Annotated in this window: 25 protein-coding genes; 19 read left to right on the top strand and 6 right to left on the bottom strand. The window is 46.0% G+C overall.

What is annotated here, in order from left to right; translation table 11 throughout:
* Positions 1 to 195 precede the first annotated feature (195 nt).
* The 7 genes from AC622_RS00755 to spoIIID all read left to right on the top strand — a co-directional run bounded on the left by AC622_RS00755 (position 196) and on the right by spoIIID (position 5765).
* Positions 196 to 429, top strand: a complete 234-nt coding sequence (locus AC622_RS00755) for a DUF1146 family protein (protein ID WP_197089885.1) — start codon at positions 196 to 198, stop codon at positions 427 to 429.
* An 80-nt stretch (positions 430 to 509) separates the two neighbouring features.
* On the top strand, positions 510 to 1214 hold the full coding sequence (locus AC622_RS00760; RefSeq protein ID WP_049669331.1) for a YwmB family TATA-box binding protein: 705 nt from the start codon (positions 510 to 512) through the stop codon (positions 1212 to 1214).
* Between the two features lie 32 nt (positions 1215 to 1246).
* A complete protein-coding gene (gene murA / locus AC622_RS00765) occupies positions 1247 to 2542 on the top strand; it encodes a UDP-N-acetylglucosamine 1-carboxyvinyltransferase (protein WP_049669332.1) in 1296 nt (431 codons plus the stop codon).
* 387 nt (positions 2543 to 2929) lie between these two features.
* Positions 2930 to 3094 (top strand): hypothetical protein, encoded by a 165-nt coding sequence (locus tag AC622_RS20880; RefSeq protein ID WP_156185520.1) that lies wholly within the window; start codon positions 2930 to 2932, stop codon positions 3092 to 3094.
* A gap of 76 nt (positions 3095 to 3170) precedes the next feature.
* Complete coding sequence (gene spoIID, locus AC622_RS00770; protein WP_049669333.1) at positions 3171 to 4187, top strand: stage II sporulation protein D; 1017 nt, start codon at positions 3171 to 3173, stop codon at positions 4185 to 4187.
* Positions 4188 to 4313: 126 nt separating this feature from the next.
* Positions 4314 to 5102 carry a M23 family metallopeptidase gene (locus AC622_RS00775; RefSeq protein WP_049672709.1) on the top strand — a complete coding sequence of 263 codons (789 nt, stop codon included), beginning with the start codon at positions 4314 to 4316 and terminating at the stop codon, positions 5100 to 5102.
* Positions 5103 to 5498: 396 nt separating this feature from the next.
* Positions 5499 to 5765 (top strand): sporulation transcriptional regulator SpoIIID, encoded by a 267-nt coding sequence (gene spoIIID / locus AC622_RS00780; RefSeq protein WP_049669334.1) that lies wholly within the window; start codon positions 5499 to 5501, stop codon positions 5763 to 5765.
* A 292-nt stretch (positions 5766 to 6057) separates the two neighbouring features.
* Here spoIIID and AC622_RS20885 read toward each other — a convergent pair whose 3' ends face one another.
* A complete protein-coding gene (locus AC622_RS20885) occupies positions 6058 to 6240 on the bottom strand; it encodes a hypothetical protein (protein WP_156185522.1) in 183 nt (60 codons plus the stop codon).
* 904 nt (positions 6241 to 7144) lie between these two features.
* Here AC622_RS20885 and AC622_RS00790 point away from each other — a divergent pair.
* From AC622_RS00790 to AC622_RS00815, 6 genes are all read left to right on the top strand, one after another.
* Entirely contained in the window at positions 7145 to 8146 is a 1002-nt protein-coding gene (locus AC622_RS00790; RefSeq protein ID WP_049669336.1) for a rod shape-determining protein, read from the top strand.
* Positions 8147 to 8293: 147 nt separating this feature from the next.
* Positions 8294 to 9127 carry a flagellar hook-basal body protein gene (locus AC622_RS00795; protein WP_049669337.1) on the top strand — a complete coding sequence of 278 codons (834 nt, stop codon included), beginning with the start codon at positions 8294 to 8296 and terminating at the stop codon, positions 9125 to 9127.
* A gap of 12 nt (positions 9128 to 9139) precedes the next feature.
* Entirely contained in the window at positions 9140 to 9979 is an 840-nt protein-coding gene (locus AC622_RS00800) for a flagellar hook-basal body protein (protein ID WP_049669338.1), read from the top strand.
* A gap of 12 nt (positions 9980 to 9991) precedes the next feature.
* A complete protein-coding gene (locus AC622_RS00805) occupies positions 9992 to 10282 on the top strand; it encodes a DNA-directed RNA polymerase subunit beta (protein ID WP_049669339.1) in 291 nt (96 codons plus the stop codon).
* Between the two features lie 71 nt (positions 10283 to 10353).
* Positions 10354 to 10776: a 3-hydroxyacyl-ACP dehydratase FabZ gene (gene fabZ / locus AC622_RS00810; RefSeq protein WP_049669340.1), complete on the top strand. Its 423-nt coding sequence runs from the start codon at positions 10354 to 10356 to the stop codon at positions 10774 to 10776.
* Positions 10777 to 11031: 255 nt separating this feature from the next.
* The gene (locus tag AC622_RS00815; protein WP_049669341.1) at positions 11032 to 11352 is read left to right on the top strand and encodes a hypothetical protein; all 321 of its coding nucleotides are present in this window, start codon (positions 11032 to 11034) and stop codon (positions 11350 to 11352) included.
* A gap of 42 nt (positions 11353 to 11394) precedes the next feature.
* On the opposite strand, the gene AC622_RS00820 is transcribed toward AC622_RS00815, so the two are convergent.
* On the bottom strand, positions 11395 to 11814 hold the full coding sequence (locus AC622_RS00820; protein ID WP_049669342.1) for a YwpF family protein: 420 nt from the start codon (positions 11812 to 11814) through the stop codon (positions 11395 to 11397).
* A 254-nt stretch (positions 11815 to 12068) separates the two neighbouring features.
* Between AC622_RS00820 and AC622_RS00825 the strand changes: the two genes are divergently transcribed.
* The 3 genes from AC622_RS00825 (at position 12069) to AC622_RS00830 (ending at position 13346) form a co-directional block, all read left to right on the top strand.
* The gene (locus tag AC622_RS00825) at positions 12069 to 12443 is read left to right on the top strand and encodes a single-stranded DNA-binding protein (RefSeq protein ID WP_049669343.1); all 375 of its coding nucleotides are present in this window, start codon (positions 12069 to 12071) and stop codon (positions 12441 to 12443) included.
* Positions 12440 to 12604: a hypothetical protein gene (locus AC622_RS20890; protein WP_156185523.1), complete on the top strand. Its 165-nt coding sequence runs from the start codon at positions 12440 to 12442 to the stop codon at positions 12602 to 12604. Before AC622_RS00825 ends, AC622_RS20890 begins: the two co-directional genes overlap by 4 nt.
* A gap of 184 nt (positions 12605 to 12788) precedes the next feature.
* Positions 12789 to 13346: a hypothetical protein gene (locus AC622_RS00830; protein WP_049669344.1), complete on the top strand. Its 558-nt coding sequence runs from the start codon at positions 12789 to 12791 to the stop codon at positions 13344 to 13346.
* Between the two features lie 357 nt (positions 13347 to 13703).
* Here the strand turns inward: AC622_RS00830 and AC622_RS00835 are convergent, their stop codons facing one another.
* Positions 13704 to 14312: a hypothetical protein gene (locus AC622_RS00835; protein WP_049669345.1), complete on the bottom strand. Its 609-nt coding sequence runs from the start codon at positions 14310 to 14312 to the stop codon at positions 13704 to 13706.
* A gap of 255 nt (positions 14313 to 14567) precedes the next feature.
* Between AC622_RS00835 and AC622_RS00840 the strand changes: the two genes are divergently transcribed.
* Complete coding sequence (locus AC622_RS00840; protein ID WP_049669346.1) at positions 14568 to 14900, top strand: iron-sulfur cluster biosynthesis family protein; 333 nt, start codon at positions 14568 to 14570, stop codon at positions 14898 to 14900.
* A 23-nt stretch (positions 14901 to 14923) separates the two neighbouring features.
* Here AC622_RS00840 and AC622_RS00845 read toward each other — a convergent pair whose 3' ends face one another.
* The 3 genes from AC622_RS00845 to AC622_RS00855 are packed head-to-tail and all read right to left on the bottom strand — an operon-like array spanning position 14924 to position 19587.
* The gene (locus AC622_RS00845; RefSeq protein WP_049669347.1) at positions 14924 to 15106 is read right to left on the bottom strand and encodes a hypothetical protein; all 183 of its coding nucleotides are present in this window, start codon (positions 15104 to 15106) and stop codon (positions 14924 to 14926) included.
* 58 nt (positions 15107 to 15164) lie between these two features.
* On the bottom strand, positions 15165 to 17981 hold the full coding sequence (locus tag AC622_RS00850; RefSeq protein WP_049669348.1) for a DEAD/DEAH box helicase: 2817 nt from the start codon (positions 17979 to 17981) through the stop codon (positions 15165 to 15167).
* On the bottom strand, positions 17968 to 19587 hold the full coding sequence (locus tag AC622_RS00855) for an SWIM zinc finger family protein (RefSeq protein WP_049669349.1): 1620 nt from the start codon (positions 19585 to 19587) through the stop codon (positions 17968 to 17970). The genes AC622_RS00850 and AC622_RS00855 overlap by 14 nt, the downstream gene beginning before the upstream one ends.
* 127 nt (positions 19588 to 19714) lie before the next feature.
* Here AC622_RS00855 and AC622_RS00860 point away from each other — a divergent pair, with 127 nt between their 5' ends.
* On the top strand, positions 19715 to 20617 hold the full coding sequence (locus AC622_RS00860) for an LCP family glycopolymer transferase (protein ID WP_049669350.1): 903 nt from the start codon (positions 19715 to 19717) through the stop codon (positions 20615 to 20617).
* Between the two features lie 198 nt (positions 20618 to 20815).
* Positions 20816 to 21145: a hypothetical protein gene (locus tag AC622_RS00865; RefSeq protein WP_049669351.1), complete on the top strand. Its 330-nt coding sequence runs from the start codon at positions 20816 to 20818 to the stop codon at positions 21143 to 21145.
* The last annotated feature ends 107 nt before the right edge of the window (positions 21146 to 21252 follow it).

A 21252-nucleotide genomic window follows, 5' to 3' on the forward strand; every position in this document is an offset into this window, starting at 1 on the left:
TATGGATGTTTATTAGGCGTATCGATCTAGTTTTCTGAAGGATTGATTGATATTACCAAACATTTTTACTTATATTTATAGGGATTAAGGACTTTTTTGCAGAAATTAGTCGATTAATTGCAGAAAAAGAGGAAGACAGGAAATAAATATGTTACACTGTTATCGTATATCTCTGGGTAGAGAAGGGAAATGATCATGAGTAGTTTTGGATTTCAAGCTTTAATCAGTATCATCAGTCATTTATTTTTTATAGGGGTGACATGGTGGGCGCTGCAAGCAATCCATTTCGATAAGCTGCTTCGGGCTGGCCGGGTTGTACAGGCAAGAGTGCTGTATATTTTGCTGACAATCGCGATTGGGTCGACAGTGAGCGGATTTTTCCTGACGTATTTGGGATATTCACGGCAATTACCGCTTTTGTTTGAGTAATGTCAGATGATGACGAACGGACTTATGTATTTACATACCTCTCTTTGGGGCAAACTAGCTCTATGGGGAGAGTGAGGTACATGCTTAAAAAGGTCGTATTACCTGTAATTGTTGGTTTGATGCTTTTATATGTAGGGAATAAAACGACAGAAGCTTTGGCAACGAGTGATTTAGAAAAAATCGTTGATCGAGTTTTCGAGATAAATCCAGACGCTGATGTTTTGGGCTGGAGTATCTTAGCGCGCTCAAGTACAAAGGGAAGTCTGTCAGTTGTGACATCCGAGGTTAAAGAACGGTTTACTGACTATGTGTGGACAGAGGAGAATACTTCTGATTACCAGGCATGGACAGGCAGTCGTGTCGATGAGGAATTGGGTGTACGTTCTACTATTAAGGTAATGTCTGATGAACGTAATGAAATTGCGATTTTGTACTCTATTCAGGGTGAGAAATGGTCAGACGGACATGCAGCTTATATCCGTAAGCAAATAAAAACCGGGAAGAAAGGTTTATTTAAAAATGAACCTGATTATTTCGCTTGTCTAAAGGTGAGAACCGGTGATACTATGGATAAGGTTGTTTATAAAAACTGGATGAAATTATTTGATGCAACGTCAGTGGAAAGTGCTGTAGAGAGCGATTTCATATCAATTTCTGCTAACAGCAAACAATTTGAAAATACGCTGCCAAATGGGGTTAACCTTCAGCTTGCATTCCGCGAAACACAGGAGGAGGAAGGAACAACCGTTACCATTGGCACACCGATAATAGCATTTGAATACTAATATAGAGATATTGAACGCGGAGGGGAATAAATTTGGAAAAGATCATTGTCCGCGGCGGAAACAGGTTGGAAGGTACAGTTCGAGTAGAGGGTGCTAAAAACGCCGTTTTACCTGTATTAGCTGCAACATTATTAGCAAGTGAAGGAAAAAGCGTTCTTAAAGACGTTCCGGAACTATCCGATGTATATACGATTAACGAAGTAATCCGTAACTTAAATACAGAAGTAACTTTCAGTAACAATACGGTAACCGTTGATGCTTCTAAGCCGTTATTTGATGAGGCGCCATTTGAATATGTTCGCAAAATGCGTGCTTCTGTCCTCGTGATGGGTTCCCTTTTAGCGCGTAACGGGAAAGCTCGCGTAGCACTTCCTGGCGGCTGTGCGATTGGGTCCCGCCCGATTGACCAGCATTTAAAAGGATTCGAGGCAATGGGTGCAAAAGTCAGAGTCGGCAATGGTTTCATTGAAGCAGAGGTTGATGGTCGTCTTAAAGGTGCGAAGATTTATTTGGACTTCCCAAGTGTGGGTGCAACAGAAAACATTATGATGGCAGCTGCTCTAGCCGATGGTCTAACGATTCTTGAGAACTGCGCAAAAGAGCCTGAAATTGTTGATTTGGCGAACTACTTGAACAAAATGGGCGCTAAAGTGAAAGGTGCTGGCACAGCAACGATTCGCATTGAAGGTGTAGACAAACTTTACGGTACAGAACATCACATTATCCCAGACCGTATCGAAGCAGGAACATTCATGGTTGCTGCGGCAATTACAGGAGGAAATGTCCTAGTACAAGGAGCCGTTTTAGAACATTTATCATCCCTTGTTGCCAAAATGGAAGAGATGGGTATTATCGTTCAGGAAGAGAAAGATGGTCTTCGTGTAATTGGTCCAGATATCATGAAAGCTGTGGATATCAAGACAATGCCACACCCAGGTTTCCCAACAGATATGCAATCACAGATGATGGCCCTATTGCTTCGTGCAAAAGGCACAAGCATGATCACAGAGACGGTCTTCGAAAACCGCTTCATGCATGTGGAGGAATTCCGCCGCATGAACGCTGACATCAAGATTGATGGGCGCTCTGTTATCATTTCCGGTGATGCGAACCTGCAAGGAGCAGAAGTTTCTGCAACGGATTTACGTGCAGCTGCAGCCTTGATCCTATCTGGATTAGTGGCTGATGGCGTTACCCGCGTAACTGAGCTTAAGCATCTTGACCGCGGATACGTAAACTTCCACGGAAAATTGGCATCCTTAGGTGCAGACATCGAACGCATTAATGAAACAAAGGAACAAACCGAAATTATCGCTGAAAATGCCTAATTTTATTCATAGCAATGTATCGAAAGCCAGGCTCATGGTCTGGCTTTTTTGCATTGCGTACTCCATTCTATGAAAAGGATATCCTAAAAAGACATATCAACAGCTTATGCACAATTATCCACAGACTAACTCACAAATTTTCAACAAGTTATGCACATGGTAGGCTTAGTTATGCACAGGATTATCCACATATTCATTGGTAAAAATGACACTTCAAAAAAATAAACATGATTACACTAAGTTTGAGAGTGAAATTTTTGTAGGAATTCGTCTAAAAATATTTTTCCACGATTTATCCACAAAGTTATACACAGCATGTTGATAATGGGGATAATTGTTTGAAAATAATGAAAGTTTGATAGAATGTTAGGAAGGAGGTGAATCAGAATGAAAAATCTAGACAACAGTCTGCTCATCAAAATCATCCTGTTGCTGGTTATTGCCATCATCATCTTCAAATTAGTGAATGTCCTATTAAACCTCATTCTTGCCGCAGCTTTCGTCTTCATACTCATAGCTTCTATTCGAGAATACCAAAAACGAAAGGGCTAACCTGTACATATTTCCCGCTGTCAGTTCATACATATGAAGAGTATTGGATAACTGAATAGAGGGGAGAAAGCCATATATGAAGCATTGGAAGCCAGTCCTTGTCACACTAAGCGTCATTGCCGTTGTTGTTATTCTTATACCAGCTCTCCTGGTGGCACCTTTCTCAGATAAGAAGGAAACCGCCGCACAACCAGCATCAACACCGAAGGAAAAGCCAAAGGAGGATGATCCCATGGCAAGTATTAATGTATTCCGTAATAAAACCAATACGGTCGAAACCGTCAATCTAGAGGATTACGTCGTCGGGGTCGTCGCTGCTGAAATGCCGGCAAGCTTCGAGATGGAGGCGCTGAAAGCACAGGCATTGACGGCCAGGACGTTTGTGACAAAGACCTTAACGGCCCAAAAGAAAAAGGATCTCCCATCAAATGCTGACATCACCGATACGGTCAATGACCAAGTATACTTAAGTGATGAGGAGCTTCGGGCACAGTGGGGCAATCAATATGAGGAAAAGCGAAAAAGGATTGAAGAGGCTGTCCAAGCGACGAGAGGGCAGATTCTGACGTATAAGGATGAATTAATCACACCATCCTTCTTCTCCACAAGCAACGGCTACACGGAAAATTCAGAGGACTATTGGCAGAATCCGCTCCCATACCTGCGCAGTGTCGAAAGTCCATGGGATAAAGATTCACCCAAATATCTTCAAGAAACAAAGATGGCCTTGAATGAATTTGAGCGCATGCTCGGCATCCAGGTCGGCAGCAAGACCGACATCGGCCAGATTATCTCCCGCACCGAAGGAAAGCGAATCGCTCAAATCAAAATCGGCGGCAAGACACTCACCGGCAAAGAGGTTCGTGAAAAGCTCAACCTCAAATCGAGCGACTTCACCTGGTACCGAAAAGGAAATGATATCGTCATCACAACAAAGGGCTACGGCCATGGCGTCGGTATGAGCCAATACGGAGCGAACGGTATGGCAAAGGAAGGAAAGACCTACAAGGACATCCTCGCGCACTACTATAAGGATATCAGCATCAAGGAGGCAACTGCTTACCTGCCCACCTATACTACTGCGAAGAAATAAAGGACTGCTGCGGCAGTCTTTTTTTTTTGCATACTTTTAATAGAAAATGCATAAACTAAAAAATTTTTCCTGTCTCATGTATATATTTTCTGAAAAGTGTTCAGAATGATGCCAGAGGTGATGAAAATGAGAGAGGAAGAAAAGAAGCGATCTTCTCAATCGTCAAAATGGAAAGGTATCACAAAGAAACGTTGGTTCTTACCAGCAATCTATATTACAAGTGCAGCCGTCCTTTTGACAGGAGTTTTAGTGTATCAAGCAAGTGATGATGAATTCACAAAAGAGCCATCTGAAACAAGACAGAACATAACAAGCGAAGGAACAGAGCCATCCATTGAAGTAAATAATTCACTTGAAACATTTACAATCCCAATGGCGGAAGCTGATTCAGCTGTCATCAAGAAGGAATTCTATGATGTCAACGGTGATACAAAACAGCAAGAGGCATCACTCGTTTTCTATAATAATACGTATCAGCCAAATACAGGCATTGACTACGCCATGAAAGATGGCAAAGAATTCGAAGTCATCGCATCCATGAGCGGTAAGGTAACATCTGTTCAAGAAGACGCATTGCTTGGAAACAGCATCGTCATTGAACACGAAAAAGGCATGGAAACTCATTACTCTTCCGTAACTGATATTGAAGTCAAGGAAGGCGAAACAGTCAAACAAGGCGAAGCAATCGCGAAAAGTTCCACAAGCGGAATCAATGCTGAAGCCGGCAACCATGTCCACTTTGAAATCAGGAAAGACCAAACAGCCGTCAATCCATTAGACTATCTCGACAAACCGTTAAGTTCATTAAAAGCTGACCAATCAAAAGCAGAAGAAAAAGCAGCTGATCAAAAAGATGAAAAAACTACAACTGAAGATAGCGACAGTACAGAAACTGGAGAAGAAACCGGTAACTAATGGTCATCACACCCTTGGGCGATAATTCGCCCAAGGGTGTTTTTATTCGACGGATATCCATCTATTTCTCGGGAAATATCCTCATTATAATTTCCAAAAGTAGGCGAATGCCAGCGATATTTGTAATGGCCAGGCATATGATTTAATAGGCAGACCAGGGAAAAAGAAGGCGTTATCTTGTCCTTATTGTGGATTTTGTGCATAAACATGGAACCAAGCTAATAAACTGTTACAAACCTGAATTAGCGAGAGAGGGCTCTAGAGGTGGGAATCGTCATATTCTATCAGCGATCTAAGAAAAGTTAACACTCTTTCTATATAAGCATTCATTTTTATTTATAAGCCGCGAGTCTCTATCTTGTACTCCTCTTATTACAAATAGGGAGGGCGAGTGAATTGCACGATTACATCAAAGAAAGAACTATCAAGATTGGGAAGTATATCGTGGAAACGAGAAAAACTGTTCGCGTGATTGCGAAGGAGTTTGGTGTATCCAAAAGTACTGTCCATAAGGATTTGACGGAGCGTCTGCCGGATATTAATGCGGAGTTGGCCAATGAGGTGAAGGAGATTCTTGATTATCATAAGTCGATCAGGCATCTTCGAGGGGGAGAGGCGACGAAGCAGAAGTATCGGAAGGCAGAGGAGGAGCCGGTTCAATGAGACTGGCTGTGCAGATGATGTGTTGAAGGGCCGGTTTGTCGGCCTTTTTATTATGGGGAGATTTATGTTCGAACGCATTCCCACCGGATTGGGCTGCGCTTTCCGTGGGGGAAGCTGCTTTAGCCTGTTCGCCTGCGGCAGAACGGTCTCATGCCTGCTTCCTTCTCCCACAGGAGTCTTCGCCCAATCCCGCGTGAATGGGTGGGTGGAGAGAGAATGTGTGGCTTTTAAAATACAAGGGGGGCATTCACGCTTCACCGCCATCTACTCGTTTAGATGTGGATAGAGGGTCCTAACGCATTCCCGCCAGATTGGGCTGCGCTTTCCGTGGGGGAAGCTGCTTTAGCCTCCTCGCCTGCGGCAGAACGGTCTCAGACCTGCTTCCTTCTCCCACAGGAGTCTTCGCCCAATCCTGCGGGAATGGATGGGTGGAGAGAGAATGTGCGGCTTTTAAAATACATGGACTAACATTCATCAGCCTTCTCCATCGAGTCATTTTTATGATGTGATGAGTCGTTCTAACGCATTCCCGCAGGATTGGACTTCGCTTTCCGCGGGGGAAGCGCTGAGCCTGTTCGCCTGCGGCAGAACGGTCTCAGACCTGCTTCCTTCTCCCACAGGAGTCTTCGCCCAATCCTGCGGGAATGGATGGGTGGAGAGAGAATGTGCAGCCTCTAAAAGACAAGGGTAGCATTCATAACAGGTTGGGACATACTTACAATGAGAGAAATGCTAAGCCTCCTTGCCTTATTCAGCGTCGGTGGGTACAGACAATATAAACATTGCCGTATGTTGAATAGCGAGCTGAACATAATAACAGAATCCATTCAAATTGAGTTATTCACATGTGGACAGTTTTCGCTTGTATAGAGTATTTCAAAATCAAAGAATAAAAAGGTACATCCCATCCCAATCATTCACCTCATGTGAACAAGTAATACATGAACCTCGCTAAATTTAATAACCCACCCAATGATTGCAGCGGAAGACGGCGACTCCTACGGGAAAAGCTTGAACTGAAGACCCTGCAGGAGCGACTCTCGACGAGGAGGCTGAAGCCAAGCCCGCGGAAAGCGCCGTCTACAGCGAAAATCACTTAGAAAGCTCCCCAAAAGTGTCACTTCAAACAAACTCACACTTACCAATAAACCAACCATAAATAATCCTTTTGTGTAAAAACAACTTAAATTAAGCAAAAATAGAACGTTTGCACTATTTACCATAAAAATTATTTTAAAACAACTCTTGAATTTCATTTTTTACCCTAAATAGTCCAAAATTTTAAGCGAAAAGTTCCTTTTTTTCAACAAAATATGATAAAATTCTTAATTAGTACAGAAGTAGGAAACTGATTGTTTCTTGAGGAGGATTATTCGTTTATGTTTTCGAGAGATATTGGGATCGATTTGGGCACGGCGAATGTGCTCATCCACGTAAAGGGTAAGGGCATCGTTTTAAATGAGCCCTCTGTTGTTGCGCTTGATAAGAACACAAATCGAGTGCTGGCTGTTGGAGAAGAAGCGCGTCGCATGGTTGGACGGACACCGGGAAACATCATCGCGATTCGCCCATTGAAGGATGGCGTCATTGCAGACTTTGATGTGACGGAATCCATGCTGAAGTATTTCATTAACAAGCTGGATGTGAAAGGTGTATTAACAAAGCCGCGCATCCTCATTTGCTGCCCGACAAACATCACAAGTGTTGAGCAGAAGGCCATTCGTGAAGCGGCTGAGAAGAGCGGCGGCAAGAAGGTTTATTTAGAAGAAGAGCCGAAGATTGCGGCAATCGGTGCTGGAATGGATATCTTCCAGCCAAGTGGTAACATGGTTATTGACATCGGCGGTGGAACAACGGATATCGCCGTTCTTTCCATGGGTGACATCGTAACATCTGCATCCATCAAAATGGCCGGCGATAAATTCGATGCCGAGATTTTAAATTACATCAAGCGTAAATACAAGCTATTAATCGGTGAACGGACAGCAGAGGATATTAAAGTCAAAGTAGCAACGGTATTCAAGGGATCACGCAACGAGACAATCGAGGTGCGTGGACGTGATATGGTAACTGGACTTCCTAGAACCATCACGGTTGGTTCAGAGGAAATTGAAGAAGCCTTACGTGAATCCATTTATGTTATTGTTCATGCAGCTAAGACGGTTCTTGAACAAACTCCTCCAGAATTATCAGCAGATATCATTGACCGCGGAATCATCCTGACTGGCGGCGGCGCTTTGCTTCACGGCATTGAGCAGCTGATGGCAGATGAATTGAGAGTTCCTGTCATCATCGCAGAAAGTCCAATGGATTGCGTGGCCATCGGTACAGGCATCATGCTTGAGAACATCGACAGAATAGCACGACGTAAACTAGTTTAATCAATCACTCCTTAGAGGACCCGGCAGGACGTATGGCCGGGTCTTATTTTTATGCCGGTAATTAGGTCGAAAGTCTGTGTACGATTGCCTGCGGATTCCCGATATAAAAAGATATAGAGTAAATTGCCTTTTGGAAGAGGTGTCGAGATGTTTAAGGGTTTTTACACAGCGGCTTCAGGGATGATTGCCCAGCAGCGCCGCACCGAGTTGCTGACGAATAACTTGGCGAATGCGGAGACGGTCGGCTATAAAGAGGACGAGGCGAGTGTGCGCTCGTTTCCGGCAATGCTTTTGCACAGCTATGAGAGTGAAAAGGTTCCGGTCAAGAATTCCTTCGATGTGAGGAAGTCGAGCTATGTTGGGGCGATTAATACGGGTGTATATGTTCAGGAGTCCATTCCTTCCTTTTCTCAAGGCGGGGTGAAGGAGACGAAGAACAGCACGGATTTGGCCCTGATTGACGGGCGTCTGCCAATTGATCCAGAGACAGGTGCAGCTGGGACAGTCCTGTTCATGGTGGAGTCGGCAAATGGTCCTCTTTATACGAGAAACGGGAACTTTACACTCGATGGCAGCGGCTTTTTAACGACCGCGAGCGGCCAATACATATTGGATGAGAATGGCGGGAGGATTCAGCTTGCGTCTGAGAACTTTACGGTATCAAAGGATGGTTATATGACCGAGAATGGTCAGCAGATGGCCCGTATCGGTGCAGCCTTCAGCGCGAACCCGCAAGGAGAGCTCATTAAGGAGGGGGACGGGCTGTATCGCTTGAACGGCGGTGAGCTTGCTTCTGCCTATGAAACGGATAATGTGAGTTTCACGATGCGCCAGGGTGCGATTGAGCAATCGAATGTGGATTCATCGAAGACGATGACGGAGCTGATGACAGCTTACCGGACGTTTGAGGCGAATCAAAAGATTATTCAGGCATATGATAAGAGCATGGATAAAGCGGTCAATGAAATTGGACGGATATAGGGGGAGCGAGCGATGAATAGAATGATGATAACCGCCTCAAATACGATGGGGCAGCTGCAGAAGAAGCTCGACACAGTTTCCCATAACCTCGCTAATTCGGAAACGACCGGCTATAAGAGCAAGCAGGCATACTTCTCTGACTTTCTCGTACAGGAGATAAATAATCAGGAGCGGACAGGGAAGGAGAAGGGGCGGCTGACACCAAATGGCATCCGAGTCGGCACCGGCGCTATCATGAGCCAGTCCCAACTGAATACAGGTCTTGGGACGATCAAAAAAACAGACCGGGATTTAGATGTGGCGCTCAATAAGGAGAATCTTTACTTCACCGTAAGCGTTCAAAACGGGGCGAATCGAGAGACGCGCTTTACAAGGGACGGCGCCTTTTATTTAAGCCCAGTCGGTGATCAGCTGCAGCTGGTTACGTCAGAAGGGTATCCGGTTCTTAATGCGAATAATGAAGCTATCCTGATTGGATCTGACATGAAGGAGCTGACATTTGCCTCCGACGGTGAAATTCGTGTAACCTATGAAAATAATGGCACGGAAACAATTGATTTAGGCATCATCTCTGTTGAAAAACCACAATTTTTGGAAAATGTGAGCGATAATACTTTTACTCTCCCGAATAATATGGCACAATTGGGGGTAACAGAAAACGAAATTTATACCCCGCTGACCGGTGCCTTGAGAAACCAGGTTTCTCTTACGCAAGGGGCGCTCGAGCAATCGAATGTCGATGTGAGCACGGAAATGACTGAGTTAATTCAAGTGCAGAGGCAGTATCAATTCCAATCCCGTGCCGTAAGCATGGCAGATCAAATGATGGGGCTGGTGAACGGGATTCGTTAAAGGAGTAGAGCAATGCAAGCAGTGGTTAGTAAGAAGAACGAACAGCCAGAGTCAACTGAGCCTAATAGCCGCATAGAGAGAAAGAAAACGACTGAGGTGGAAGAGAAGATCAGGCTTCGAATTGTGCCGATTTGGGCGCGCATCCTGATTGTTGCCGTACTCGCTGTCACAGCAGCCATTGGCGGAGCCATGATTGGCTATTCGGTCATTGGTGACGGGAAAGCCGGCGATGTCTTCGAGAAATCCACATGGACTCATATTTCAGACTTAGTCAACAAGGATACGAAAACAACGGGTGAATAACCATGATGCGGGAGGGGCGGATACCCCTCCTGTTTTTTATGACTAGTGTGTAAAAATTGAGGAGGATACATATGCTTGATATCAATCAGATCAAAGAAATCATTCCCCACCGTTACCCTTTTCTTTTAGTAGACCGAATCATTGAGGTGGAAGAGGGGAAAAGAGCAGTCGGAATCAAGAATGTGAGCGCCAATGAACCATTCTTCTCCGGGCATTTCCCTGAGTATCCAGTCATGCCGGGCGTCTTGATTGTAGAGGCATTGGCCCAGGTCGGCGCGGTGTCTGTGTTAATGAAGGAAGAGAATAAAGGAAAAACGCCATTCTTCGCAGGCATTGACAGCTGCCGCTTTAAGAAGCAGGTCACACCTGGCGATCAGCTAAGACTGGAAGTCGAGATGACGCGCGTACGGGGCTCCATCGGCAAAGGGAAGGGCGTTGCCACGGTTGACGGGGAAATTGTCTGTGAAACGGAACTGATTTTTGCCCTTGGGTAATCCGAATACATAGGCCAAATTGTCGAAATTCGACTAAAAAGGTTTAATATGGAGTGAAAGTTGGTTATTAAGAAGAATATGAATCGCTATTGGCCATTCATATTATCATGGTGGATAACCATATCACTTCTCCCTCTTAGCAAGCCTGAATCTGGGCTTGCTTCTTTTTTTTGCCTTCTCATAATCAAGCGCGTTCGGGGAACTCTATAAAAGACCTTTGGTCAAGACTTGAAAATGGAAAGGAGCAAGATCCGAATGCAAAAAATTCTAAAGGCATTGCTTGGCGTGGCTATGGCTTCTGTATTAATGGTGGGCTGTAACAATAATGATGATAATGATACAAACCCTCCTCCGGAAACCAATACAGATATCAACGACAACAACGATGCGAATGACTTAAACGACGCGAACGACACGAACAACAACCGTGAAAATAATGGCGTCGATACACTTGATGACGACCTCAGAGATGATATGGATAATATCAAGGATGACGTCGAGACAGATACGAACGATTTAATCGACGATGCGACAGACAGAACGGATGATAATAATAAAAGAGACAACAATCGATAAACAAAAAACTGGCGGGGATTAATTCCCGCCAGTTTTTTTCACTTATCGGTTTCCGGAGCGGAGGCTGTCGCGAAAAGCGCTCTTCAACTGCGCACCGGTCAGTCCCTCATCAATTAGATCATCAAGCAGGAGTTCAGCCATCTCACGTCTGCGGTTGCGCAGCTTTCCGCTGAACAATACGCTCACATAATCCTCCATCTCGCGTGCATTTCTGAAGAAGGCCTCAAAGAAAGCAGGGGTGTTATCCTTCTTCGTGATGACACAGCTTATAATAAAGGAATCTCCTTTGCCCTCAAGCTGTTTTTTGACCAATTCATATTGCTCAGTGTTCATTAATGCTTCAATCAGCCAGGTGCTTGCCTCATTTTCCTTATTAATAATAAGGCCATCAACAAGCTCAATCTCCTCTGCTTCCCCGTCCTCTGTCACCAGCTGCAGTGAAACAAGCTTAAAGGTCTTCATAGACGCCCCTCCATGTCTCCATTTTTTTCTATTATAGCATGAGCAGGCTAATGACAAGGAATGAGGAATTTGTCGAAGAGATTGTCAAAAGTCGACCACCCACTCTACTTCCTATTGGCAAAAAGTCAATTTGCCTAGAGAAACATAAAGTTTATCGCTAAAAAACAGCTGAAACTTCAAATTAGGCAAATGTACAATGGGTCTGAATACCCATTATGATACGGATACATTCACAAAAAGAGAGGTGAAAATACATGCTGAACCAAGTGACACTCGTGGGCAGGCTCACGAAAAATCCTGAACTGCGCTACACCCCTGATGGAAAGGCTGTCTCCAATATTACATTGGCCGTAAAACGGAGCTTCCGGAATGCGAACGGAGAATATGTCGTCGATTTCGTCAACTGCACCCTTTGGAACCGAATCGCTGAAAACACATCGATTTATTGCCAGAAGGGATCGGTTGTTGGCATTACCGGCAAGATTCAAACCCGTACCTACGAAAACCCAGATGGCAAGCGAACTTTCGTCACAGAGGTCATTGTGGAGAATGTAAGCTTCATGGACCGCAAGAATGTCGAGAAAAAGCAGGCGGCAGGGACACAGGAAGCGAGTGAGCCCGCCCTATGAATGAACGCGAAATGCTTGCCGACCTCATCCGCATCCTCGGCAGTGTAAACAGCCGTGTTTGCACAGCAGAAAACGACCTCCAACGGATCGAGAATATTCTCCAAATGCTTATCAATGAAATCGCTGATTTGAAGGAACGTAATTATCAATACCAAGAATGATGAATTCCCAACACCCCTTAACTCAACATCCTCATTACTTTAGAAAAGTGAATACACTCCTCTTGATGCCGCCGAATATGCGCGGCTTTTTCTATTGGAAATACATTTGTGCAAAATATCACAAAAAATTCTGTCATAATAGAGAGGAAACCACTTATACATAGAGCGAGAGGAGATATGATCCATGAAAAGCAGACAGCTAGAAATCATCTTATTTTGGATTGTTATGGTACTTATGCTTGCGGGCACGATGTGCATGTATATAAGCGGGCTCAGCACAAAGGGCTTCATGGGCATCCTGACATGTCTATCCTTACTTGTCATCAGCCTCTGGCAATGGAAGTCGAAGCACCCGCTGGACTCCATTCTGATTAGCATGACGTACATATTCATTTTTATATCTGTTGGCATCGGAACATTCGGAGGTGCCTATGCCATTCATCATTTCGATGACTTCCTTCATGTTACATCAGGCATCTGGCTTGGCTACGCGGCCCTTGTGCTCGGCCGCCAGTTAATCGGGAAGAAACTCGCCGGACAAGTACCAAAACATTTCTGGGCCACCATCATGATTGTCTTTGCCTTGGCCGCGGCAGGAGCCTGGGAGCTGCTCGAATTTGCCGGAGACAAAATCCTTCACTTCACTGCCCAAGGGCGGGATCCAGATGACACGATGTTTGATATGATGGACGGGTTAATCGGGGGCATGATTAGTGCTGTCTTTTATTTGATTAAGAAGTGAAGCACCAAGCCGGCCTGGAGGTCGGCTTGGTGCTTTTTTTGGCTCTTCCTAAGAATGCCCTCCCTGAGAAGCCCGCAAAATCAAAAAATCGTCATCAAGGGTTTATTTTGGCCCGGATTCCAATGAAAAAGCCAGGATCCCCTTCAAAAAACACTATAGCTTGTCTATTTTGACTTTCTGAGCGTAGATGGGCATTATTTTTCACAGACAATGTCCATGATTTCAGGATTTAAGGGCGAAGTTCACCCGTTTATGGGCGAAAACCCCCTGTGTATGAGCGAAACCCCGCCCAACTCCATATCAAAAAAACAAAAACCGCCCTCCCAACCGAGAAAGCGGCATTCTAATCAAACCCCATCATCGTTCAATCGTAATATAAAACCTCCCCCAGCAGCTGTTCCACGTAAAGTCAATTCCGAGAATAGCGTTCAGGGTGCTGCGGTGTTTCTCCATCATGCGATAGGCGAATCGATTGGCGTCACGCTCGATCCATTGGGAGCGGTAGCCGTTTGTGCCGGTGGTGATATAGGGCGTGTTATATTGTTTTTTCATATGAATACGCTGGTAAGCGTGGCGGATTTCATGGAAGAGATCTTGGATTAAGAATAATTGCATGAGTCCTTTGCGATAGGCTGGGTTCTTGACGGTATGGTTGAAGGGGAAGAGGGCAATAGTGCCGAGCTTGTGGTAGCCGCCGAGTGTGCCGTTCAAGGCGTCTTGGTAGCACCAGTCATCAAGATAGAGTTGTCCATATTTGCTGCGGTCGGCTTTGACTTGGTCGGCCGTCTCATAGATGGAGATGGTCATCCCAAGATTGTTATAGTCTTTATGCAGCAGACGCAGGATTTGCTTGAGCTGCAAGTCGGAAAGGATTTCGGTTTGGTTTCGCAGCGTTGTTTTTGCCTGTTTGATTGGTAAGCTTGTTCGTGACCCCTCTGGTCTCATCATTCTTTCTTGTAATGTCATGTAAGGAAACATCTCCTGTCAAAGATTCATCTGGTTGTGCGGCATTTTTCTTTATGTATATGCCAGTCCGTGGTCGAGTATTCATCGGAAAGTCCTTTGGCTTATGTGACAAGAGTAGACATTTTGTCTGTCATTAAATGGAATGTTGTAGCATATTATACAGAAATTTGGCAGTTTTAGTCAATAAAAGGTTTTGGAGGAGGTCAAGAAGGGTATGTTAACTCATTAGTCATTTGAAAGGAGCTGGTTTCGGAGATGGAATTGTCCATAACGATTAGACCTGCTGCGTTAAAGGAACTGCAAGCACTCCATTTGAATGAAGGGGAGGGCATCCGTATCGGTTCTTCCTATGTCGGGAGCTGTTCTTTATTCGCTGATTATCAATTATCGATCGACCAAAGGCAGGAGGGCGATGAGGTTCATGACCTCGAGGGCATTCCTTTCTTCATCTCAGAGAAGAGCAAGGACTATCTTCATCATGAGCTGTTCATTGATTACAACCCGGCATTGGGATATAAGCTCTCAAGCCCGGAGGAAGTGTATAAGTACAATCTATCGCTTAAGCGAGCTGATAAAGAAGAAGGCTGAACCTAATTGGTCCAGCCTTCTTTTTAGGATGCCAAAAATGAGAGAGAAATCAGCACCGTCGCCGACACGGTAAACCAAAACGTATTCTGCGGATGGTCCTCCTCATATTTCAGCTTTTGCAAGATTGCAATGAAGTTCACACATAGTACGACTGCCCAAATTGGCACCGTAAAAAATATAAACACAACGAATACACTCATCCCCATGATTATTATCCCCCTAAAAAAGGAGCCCGGACCAATAGTCCGAGCCCCAGTTTACTCTCTATAAATCCAGCACAAGCAATTCCTTCAGCTCATCACCGGACAATTCGGTAATCCAGTTATCGCTTTGAACGATTTCGTCATTCAAGCTTTGTTTTTTCTCAAGCATGGCGTCGATCTTTTCTTCAAGCGTGCCGGAGGCGACCATCTTATGGACATGCACGAAGCGTGTCTGGCCGATTCGGTAGGCACGGTCGGTCGCCTGGTTCTCAACGGCCGGGTTCCACCAACGGTCATAATGGATGACGTGGTTAGCGGCGGTGAGGTTCAGTCCTGTTCCTCCTGCTTTTAACGAAAGGAGGAGAATCGGGTACTTGCCCTCCTGGAAGGCACTGACCATATCATCACGCTGCTTCTTGCCGGCAGAGCCGTTTAGGAATGGCACCTTATGGCCGTAGCGGCGCTCAGCGATATGCTTGATCATATTACCCATTTCGATGTATTGCGTGAAGACGAGTGCACTCTCATCCTGCTCGTACACGGCATCTAGAAGCTCGATCAGTTTCTCCATTTTGCCGGAGCGGTGGAGGATATGAGTTGGCGCTTCTTCCTTCAAGTAAAGGGCCGGATGGTCGCAAATTTGCTTCAATTTGGTGAGCATCTGCAGGATCAGTCCCTTGCGCTCAAATCCGCTCAATTGCTCAATTTTCTCAAGCGTATCCTTCACGAGCTGCTCGTATAAGGCAGCCTGCTCGGTGGTAAGAGTAACGAATTCCTTCTGCTCAAGCTTATCCGGCAGGTTGAGGGCAACCTCCTCATCCTTCTTCGTACGGCGAAGCAGGAAGGGCTGGATGAGCTTCTGTAAGGAGGCAATCTTCTTCTTGTCGCCGTCCTTTTCAATCGGAGCAGCGAAATGCTTATCAAAATGAGCCTGAGAGCCGAGATAGCCCTTATTGATGAAATCAAAAATGGACCAAAGCTCGCTTAGGCGGTTCTCCATCGGCGTCCCGGTAAGCGCAATATGCTGGCGCCCTTGCAGCTTGCGGGCGGTGCGGGATTGCTTTGTATGCGAATTCTTAATGTTCTGCGCCTCATCAAGCACGACCGCATCCCATGTGATGGAGAGGAATTCCTCCTCATCCTGATGAAGCAGGCCGTAGCTTGTGAGCACGACATCTGCTCCAGCGAAGCCGCCGGTAAAATGCTCACCCTTCTTCCGGCTTGAGCCGTAATGAAGGTGAACCTTGAAGTCAGGGGCGAAGCGCTCGATTTCCTTCTGCCAGTTGCCGAGCACCGATGTCGGACAGACAATTAAGGCAGGGGAGGTGGACGGTCCGTTCTTCTCCCTGACAGCCAATAGATAGCTGATCAATTGAATTGTCTTCCCAAGACCCATATCATCTGCGAGACAGGCGCCAAAGCCATACTCTCGCAGGAAGAGCAGCCAGCTCATGCCTTGCTGCTGGTACGGTCTTAAAGAGCCATGGAAGGTATCCGGCACATCGATGAGCGGAATATCAGCCAGTGACCGAATCTTCGTCATGAAGCGCTTCAAGTCATTATTCAGCTCGAATTGAATGCGGGCATACTGGTCCTCATCGACTGCTTCCTCGTCATCGTCCTGAGTCAGCTCTTGGTTGAGGAGGTCCATCATGCGAATGCCGCGTTCATCGGCCTCACGCTTCAGCTCCTGCATCCGTCTCATGAAAGCCGGGTCAAGACGCACCCAGCGGCCTTGGACATACATGAGGCGGCGTTTTTCCTCGACGAGTTTATTGAATTCATCCTCTGATACGTTTGCTCCATTGACGGAGAAACGCCAATTATAATCGAGCAGGGCATTGATGCCAACGAAGGATTTGCGGCGGCTTGTGTTTTTCACCTTGGCGCGCATCGTCACCTTCGCATCCTTGATAGCCTGCCACCAGGATGGCAGCAGAATCTCAGCACCGAGCATATGAAGCACCTCGGAGGCATCGGTCAGGAAGTCCCAAGCCAGGTCCTCAGTGAGGATATCATCCATCCATGGGAATAAGGCCTTCCAGCGGGCAAGCTCCTCTTCGGCTGCCTCCAGCTGTTTCTTCCAGGAGAACGGAATCTTATGACGCTCAGACCAGAGGAAGAACTGGTCGGGTTTCTTCTTCCCGCGCATGAACGGTTCAAGCTTCCATTGGTCCACCTCATCGCCAGCGGCGAAATCCGGTTCGCTCAGGCGCAGGCCGAGGGTGAAGAGAAGTCCGTTATCACGCATGCCTGTCCACTCATTCCAGCGGTCCTCGGTGAAGAATTGGCTGAGTGCCTTGACCGGCAAACCCTTCTCGGCAAAAATATTCACGAGATCGCGCACACGATGGTTGCCGGGACGGTCCTTGACGGCATCATTCAGCCATTCACTCGCATAATCGCGCACCGTCATCTGAATCGTTTCTCCGCCAGCGATATGTTTGACCATCTCCTGCTCCCAGAAGGATTCATGGAAGTCATCGATGATTTCCTGCGGGAGCGGGAAGGTGAGGGCATTTGGGTCCATTTCATCGAAATTCGGCATGACCGTTCCGTTCTCCACAGCCTCAAACAAGCTCTGAGCAAGAGAAAGGCTGATTGAGGCCCAGTTGGACCATGACCATTGAATGAAGCTGTTGAACGGCTCCTTCGATAGGACCTTCATCCAATCATAGGCCGAGAGGATAATACCGCTCTTACCGTCAAGCTTCGCGATCTCAAGCTTCGTTCCGTAGTAGCTGTCCTCATCCCATAGGAAGAAGCTCGGTGCCCAGAACTCAGCCTGAACCTCCTCTCCTTCATCCGTTCCATAAACAAAAATGCGTCCGTCTTCGAGTAATTCAATTTGGATGTAAAGTGTGTCAATCAGCTGCATCAATTAACTTTCCCTTCCTCAGTTCTTCCTGGAATGCACGCAATCGTTTATAGGTTTCACTTATATAGGTAATATAGGATTCCCATACAGGGACCCGTTTTAATTTCTTATAAATCGTCCGCAGCTTCTTCAAGTACCTGACAGCCTCGCGGTAGGATGAGCGGTTCTTGCTGCCAATCAGCTGAATGACCTGCTGGTGATAGATGGGAAGCAGCACCTCCGGATTCTCCTTCTGGATCTCCTTTGTTTGCTGCGGCCACTCAAACAGCACATTCATACGCTCAGCCACCTGCAGCTCGACCCATTTCTTGTAGTCCTTTTTCTCATATAAATAATGTGAGTATGGAATCAAGGAATACGGAATCGTCTCGCGCAGCATTCGTTCAAGCAGGTCAAAGCGTTTTGTCGCTGAGCTGAACGGACGGATGATTTGCAGGGCATTATACAAGTAATTCGTGCGCTTGTATTCCTGTGTATAGCTGTACGTCAGGAAGGCTTTAATATTCTTTGAGTAGAATTCCACAAACGGAATCATACGGGCATGCTGCTTCTCATCGTTCAGTTCCTCGAGAATGAAGGTGAGATAATAGCAGGCGGCAGGACCGATGGAAAGGATATACTGGAGTGCCTCCTCATCCTTGCCATCAAGCATCAGCAGGTGAACGACCATCATCTTCGCAAGCTCCGCCTCCACCTCGGCTAGTGATGGAATCAGGCTCTCAAGCCGTCTCATCTCAGCAGCCCGCTCCTCCTTCGTGGCAAGGCTTGCGGACCAAATCAGAACATACATCTGCCAGCGGTAAAAGGTGAAGGAATCCACATAGAGAAGGCTCACGGTTTCCTCAAGGAAGGCCTCAATGAATTCCTCAGAATCAAACGGGCGGATCGATGTTTCAAAGCGGCTCATCTCATCAATCAGCGCTAGATAGAGCTCATGCACCGATTGCTGAAGCATTTCTTTCCGGAAATGGTCGAGCGATTCGGAATCCTGGTCAAATAAATAACGCATTCCATGGAAATAGGCCATGCTGCGGTAGAGCGGAATCCATTGCCGATTCTCCGGTTCGCTTCGCTGGATGGCACGCTGATAAGAGGAGGCGATTCGATGAGTGCCCATCATGAAATAAGGGGGCAGGACCAGCTCCTCCCGTGCAACGTCAGCAAAGAAGGCCCTCCAGGAGGCATAGTTATGGTCCGGCTTCGCATTCATCGGTTTTTCCTTCGTTTCTTTAAAGACAGGACCGGACTCGAGTGACTTCTTCAGCCCGTACAGCGCATTATTCTTATTCTTCCACTCCTCCACCCAGTCAGATACGCTCGCGGATTTGCTGTAGGCCGCAAAAAAAACAGCCAACTGATGACGGCAAAGATCGATCGCCGGGCAAGAGCAGGAGCTATTGCTCGGAAATGTCAGATCAAGCGTCACATCGACCTTCATCACATCCTGTACGACCCCGTGGATTAGTTCATCTTCTATTTGGAGCTTCGTCACCATTCCTTGCCGGTATAGGACGAGGCCTTTCGTAACAACATTCACATCGTTCATTGACTTTGGTGAAAGCACGCCGGCTATGCGATCGCCATAGAATTTTAGTGCATCATGCATACATCATTCTCCTTACCCGACAGTGTAACCAAGTTTACTCTTAATTGTAACAAACATCATGAAAAAAACGTATGAAAAGATAGCTTCTGGCAAAACACTAGAGAATAAAACAGTAAAAGAGGAAGCTATGAAGAGTAAGCAGTGGATCAGGAAACATAAATGGGTGTGGATCAGTGCCCTTATCCTCCTCCTCGCCGCTCTCCTCTTCATCCCCATCTATGAAGCGTACCAATCCATCTCAGACCCGCTCGCCGAAAGGCAGTCAAACTTGCGGGAGGAGGCCCTTCAATTAGAGAAAAAGGAGCCGTTCTCCGTTCTTCTCCTTGGGGTCGATGATGATGGAGAGGTCAGGAGAAACGCCGGAACAATCATGGTGCTGACCGTTAACCCGGCAGTTCAGTCCATTAAGCTTCTCCATATCCCCAGGGAAACAAGGGTGGACATCCCCGGTCAGGACCAGCCTGATAAGCTGAACCATGCCTACAAGACAGGCGGGGTGGAGCTGATGATGGAGACAGTGGAGGAATTTGTGGACGTTCCGATTGATTACTTCGTCAAGATCAATATGGAGGGAGTGGAGGATGTTGTTGACGCGATGGGAGGCATCACAGTCGAGAATGAGAAGGCCTTCTCCTATGAGGGCTACCATTTCCGAAAAGGACGCATTAGCCTCGATGGAAAGCAGGCTCTTGCCTATATCCGGATGCGCCAGCTGAATGAGAATGGCGAAGAGGAACGGCATGAAAGGCAGCAAAAGGTCATTGAGGAGGTTATCCGCAAGGGAGCTGACCTGCAATCTCTCACCCATTACGACAAGATTGCGACCGCCCTCATGAATAATGTCAAAACAAACTTCACCATCAAGGAGATGTTTCAAATCAAGAAGCATTTCCAGGCTGCTCTCCAGCATCTTGATAGCATAAATATGCAAGGGAGTGCTAAAAAAATAAATGGTGTCTATTATGACGTCATTGATGACAGCGAGATAAAGAAAATTTCTGAAATATTACAAAAACACCTAGATTATTAAATCGTAAACAAGTACAATAGAGAAAGCAGAAAATATTCATCTAAGAATATTCCTTGAGTTATAAAAATAAAGGAAACATAAGCATTCCTGTATGAATATGCATATATCCAACGATTTTTCTAGCACAGTGGCCTGACAACCTATTTGCTAAACCTGTTAAACTGTTATCAAATGGGAAATGAAGGAGGCTGGGCATCAATGGAATTGAATGTAAGAGTCTTACCGAAATTTATCGATGGGGAATGTTCAATTGAATTCTCGTTCTTTTTTGATCAAGCTGATATGAAGATAGGAGAAGCTGTCATCCTAACCTGTGAGGAGGAGATGGATGCTCAATTAATTGAAGAAGAGCCAATCCTGAATCCGAAGAAACGCGTGCACCAATATCCTAAGATCGCCTTTGTCACCGACCTCGTGGTCATGGAAGGACATAAAACAGCCGCAATGAAAGAGATCAAGAAATTCCTCAACGTCATCGGAATCCATAACATCCGATATCGAGACCAACGTGTAGCCGCAATGGCATAAATCATATAACAGAACGAAAGACCAAGTTCAGCACTTAGCTCTGGATTTGGTCTTTTTCATTTAGTAAAACTCCCCTTTGGTTAAACATGACTAAAATTACACTATTA

This window comes from Bacillus sp. FJAT-27916 (assembly GCF_001183965.1).
In the GTDB taxonomy this organism is placed as follows: Bacteria; Bacillota; Bacilli; order Bacillales; family Pradoshiaceae; genus Pradoshia.

Coding starts and splice junctions, on each gene's coding strand:
- AC622_RS00755 (WP_197089885.1), top strand. CDS start 196: ATGAGTAGTTTTGGATTTCAAGCTTTAATCAGTATCATCAGTCATTTA.
- AC622_RS00760 (WP_049669331.1), top strand. CDS start 510: ATGCTTAAAAAGGTCGTATTACCTGTAATTGTTGGTTTGATGCTTTTA.
- AC622_RS20880 (WP_156185520.1), top strand. CDS start 2,930: ATGAAAAATCTAGACAACAGTCTGCTCATCAAAATCATCCTGTTGCTG.
- spoIID (WP_049669333.1), top strand. CDS start 3,171: ATGAAGCATTGGAAGCCAGTCCTTGTCACACTAAGCGTCATTGCCGTT.
- AC622_RS00775 (WP_049672709.1), top strand. CDS start 4,314: ATGAGAGAGGAAGAAAAGAAGCGATCTTCTCAATCGTCAAAATGGAAA.
- AC622_RS20885 (WP_156185522.1), bottom strand. CDS start 6,240: ATGAATGTTAGTCCATGTATTTTAAAAGCCGCACATTCTCTCTCCACC.
- AC622_RS00790 (WP_049669336.1), top strand. CDS start 7,145: ATGTTTTCGAGAGATATTGGGATCGATTTGGGCACGGCGAATGTGCTC.
- AC622_RS00795 (WP_049669337.1), top strand. CDS start 8,294: ATGTTTAAGGGTTTTTACACAGCGGCTTCAGGGATGATTGCCCAGCAG.
- AC622_RS00800 (WP_049669338.1), top strand. CDS start 9,140: ATGAATAGAATGATGATAACCGCCTCAAATACGATGGGGCAGCTGCAG.
- AC622_RS00805 (WP_049669339.1), top strand. CDS start 9,992: ATGCAAGCAGTGGTTAGTAAGAAGAACGAACAGCCAGAGTCAACTGAG.
- fabZ (WP_049669340.1), top strand. CDS start 10,354: ATGCTTGATATCAATCAGATCAAAGAAATCATTCCCCACCGTTACCCT.
- AC622_RS00815 (WP_049669341.1), top strand. CDS start 11,032: ATGCAAAAAATTCTAAAGGCATTGCTTGGCGTGGCTATGGCTTCTGTA.
- AC622_RS00820 (WP_049669342.1), bottom strand. CDS start 11,814: ATGAAGACCTTTAAGCTTGTTTCACTGCAGCTGGTGACAGAGGACGGG.
- AC622_RS00825 (WP_049669343.1), top strand. CDS start 12,069: ATGCTGAACCAAGTGACACTCGTGGGCAGGCTCACGAAAAATCCTGAA.
- AC622_RS20890 (WP_156185523.1), top strand. CDS start 12,440: ATGAATGAACGCGAAATGCTTGCCGACCTCATCCGCATCCTCGGCAGT.
- AC622_RS00830 (WP_049669344.1), top strand. CDS start 12,789: ATGAAAAGCAGACAGCTAGAAATCATCTTATTTTGGATTGTTATGGTA.
- AC622_RS00835 (WP_049669345.1), bottom strand. CDS start 14,312: ATGACATTACAAGAAAGAATGATGAGACCAGAGGGGTCACGAACAAGC.
- AC622_RS00840 (WP_049669346.1), top strand. CDS start 14,568: ATGGAATTGTCCATAACGATTAGACCTGCTGCGTTAAAGGAACTGCAA.
- AC622_RS00845 (WP_049669347.1), bottom strand. CDS start 15,106: ATGGGGATGAGTGTATTCGTTGTGTTTATATTTTTTACGGTGCCAATT.
- AC622_RS00850 (WP_049669348.1), bottom strand. CDS start 17,981: ATGCAGCTGATTGACACACTTTACATCCAAATTGAATTACTCGAAGAC.
- AC622_RS00855 (WP_049669349.1), bottom strand. CDS start 19,587: ATGCATGATGCACTAAAATTCTATGGCGATCGCATAGCCGGCGTGCTT.
- AC622_RS00860 (WP_049669350.1), top strand. CDS start 19,715: ATGAAGAGTAAGCAGTGGATCAGGAAACATAAATGGGTGTGGATCAGT.
- AC622_RS00865 (WP_049669351.1), top strand. CDS start 20,816: ATGGAATTGAATGTAAGAGTCTTACCGAAATTTATCGATGGGGAATGT.